The organism is Halogeometricum pallidum JCM 14848, from assembly GCF_000337095.1.
GTDB classification, from domain to species: Archaea; Halobacteriota; Halobacteria; order Halobacteriales; family Haloferacaceae; genus Halogeometricum; species Halogeometricum pallidum.
This window is the reverse complement of record NZ_AOIV01000014.1, coordinates 1-2,260: the sequence shown is the minus strand read 5'-3', so window position 1 is coordinate 2,260 and position 2,260 is coordinate 1. Positions and strand designations below refer to the sequence as shown.

The following is a 2,260-nucleotide window of genomic DNA, read 5'->3' as shown; positions in this document are numbered from 1 at the left end:
CCAGCCGCATCGACTGTGTGTTCACCGCTGCCAACTGCTCCTGCGAAAGTTCTGCACGAGGATCATCTCGACCCGGGTCAGCCCACTGATCCACGCTCGCCGCCCGCTTCTGGAACTCCCTACGCCGCTCGGCACTCCGCTTCGCAGCGACCTCTCGCGTCCGCTTCTCTCGACCGTCTTGCGTGCCCAGTTCGGCTTTGGCACTGATACGCTCCAATTCAGCCTCTCGCGCCCGAATGCGCTCTTCCTGTTCGAGGGTCGCACCGTAGATTCGCTCGTCACTACTGTCGACTATTCCGTCCGGATGGTTTGCATCCACTTTTGCCTGCGTCTCCATCTGCACCGTCGCCTGGAACTTCGGCGTCTCATCGACGACCTCGAAGCCGTCTTCGTCGACCGCCGCTTCGTCCGCGTTCTCGAATGCCTGTTCATCGACCGAAACTACTTGGCTGGTGACGTTCTTACTTGCCATTGGAACTCACAGGTTCCTGAAGGCGCTCACGCGCCCGACGCCGCGATGCTCCACCATCGCGGTTCTTCGTACTACACCGACCGACAGATCCATCTACGCGCTCTCGCTCGCGTCTTCGTGAGCGCCCTGTGGGCGCGAGCGAGAGCGCTTAGAAGAGAGACGCTCAACCAGCACCGCGCGCCGTCTCACCGAGCACAGCGAGGTGAGGCTTGGAAGACGAACGGAGTGAGTCTTCCAGCGACCCGCCCGAAGCGAGCGTCCAGCGGGATATGCCCGCTCGTGTCCGGTCCGATCTGCGGGTCCGTGTCCAGCGCGACTGTCGCCGAGCACGCGCGCCGCCGTGTGGTGCGCGGCAGCGCAGGCGGCACAAAGCGCTGGAACGCGAAAGTCCGCGAGGGGCGCAACCGACGGGGATACCCGCTGGCGTCGAGGGCACATTCATTTTAGCCCGGCAGCCCGCCCGCTACTGCAGGCAGGCAGCCCGGAATGGTCAGTCGCGAGCGACGCGGAGGTCCCGCGAACGGAGTGAGCGGGACGCCGGTGAGCTTGCTCACCGACAGGCGGAAGCGGCGAGCGGGGCGTGCCGTAACAAAGAACCTGTTCAACCGGGCTCGACGCTCAGTGACACAGCCGATATCCTGGTGGGCTCAGAAAGGGCGAGGGCGTCTCGGTCGTCCCCCGACCCCGCAAGCACCACAGGCACGAGGAGCGCAGCGAGGTTCCCGTGAGCGAAGCGAACGGGAGCAAGCGAGACACAGTCTCGCGTGGTCGCGGGATGCCGAGCGGCCGAGGGCTTTCTGGTGGGATGTCTCAGCTGTCTGGTTCCACGTTCAGCTCCTCAAGGAACCAGCCGGCCGTCGTGCCGATCCGTACACCATCGATGTTGCGCATATTGAGATCGACCGTGGCTGTTCGAAACGGATAGTGCTCAACGAGTACACGATGGATGACAGTTCGGACAGCATCCGCACCATATCGGTCGACGACAGTAGCCATGGTCTCATCGAAATGAGCGTCTTGGTGATCTTCACGCGAATTCTGTGCTCGTTCAAGGACGAGTGCGATTACGTCGGCGACCGACGCGTGGGCTGGATTCCCTGTCTGTTCACGAACGTCGTAGCGAGCGTCGGTATCGGTCATGAGGAACACCTAGTCACCGTCGACGTCCTTAGGCGAGCTAGACGCAGCAGTCTCAAGACTGCGCTGACGGCGAATCTCTACGAGAGCATCTTCGAGCGTCGCGAGACTGTCGATTGCCGTGGCCTCACTCATAATATCATCGAGAAGCGCGGCTCGCTCGACAGCGTCGGCATCACCCTCGGTTGTCTCGATCGAATCGATGACCACTGACCGGTCCTCAGTCCAGCCACACGCCCAGCAATTTCGGGCGACGATGATCTGCTCGGCTTCGTCGGCAGCGAGTAGTGCATCCGTCACTGATGCTGAGAGCGGCTGATCCGGCCCCACTTCCATCGTTACTGGGCCACCACACGCTGGGCACTCCATACCGACACCGAGTACCGCTGTTGCTTTCAATATGTGGCGGCAGTGCCATTCACTCACACGATGTCGAGAGGACTGTCGTAGCAAGACAGCTCATCTTCAGAAATCCTTACGCATCCGATCCCTACACTTGATCGGAGGTTTTCTCACGTGCTTCTTCGACAGCTCGTTCGAGGTCGTCCGCGTCAACTTTTTCGCCGAGTGCTGCCAGCTCGGCGTCGATCTCACTATCGGACTCGCGGCTCTGTTCAGCCTGCGCCAGTAACTGCTCGAGCCGAAGCGCAG

General features: G+C 61.6%; 2 protein-coding genes and 1 pseudogene. All 3 read right to left on the bottom strand.

Annotation, left to right across the window (positions count from 1 at the left end; translation table 11 throughout):
- Positions 1-472, bottom strand: a pseudogene (locus C474_RS07475) (DNA-binding protein); the annotation flags it as partial.
- 810 nt (positions 473-1,282) lie between these two features.
- On the bottom strand, positions 1,283-1,612 hold the full coding sequence (locus C474_RS07470) for a hypothetical protein (protein ID WP_049916824.1): 330 nt from the start codon (positions 1,610-1,612) through the stop codon (positions 1,283-1,285).
- Between the two features lie 9 nt (positions 1,613-1,621).
- On the bottom strand, positions 1,622-1,978 hold the full coding sequence (locus tag C474_RS07465; protein ID WP_083861971.1) for a hypothetical protein: 357 nt from the start codon (positions 1,976-1,978) through the stop codon (positions 1,622-1,624).
- Positions 1,979-2,260: the final 282 nt, after the last annotated feature.

What these genes read in the sequence shown, in the direction of transcription:
- C474_RS07470 (WP_049916824.1), bottom strand. Translation starts at nt 1,612, where the DNA reads ATGACCGATACCGACGCTCGCTACGACGTTCGTGAACAGACAGGGAAT.
- C474_RS07465 (WP_083861971.1), bottom strand. Translation starts at nt 1,978, where the DNA reads ATGGAGTGCCCAGCGTGTGGTGGCCCAGTAACGATGGAAGTGGGGCCG.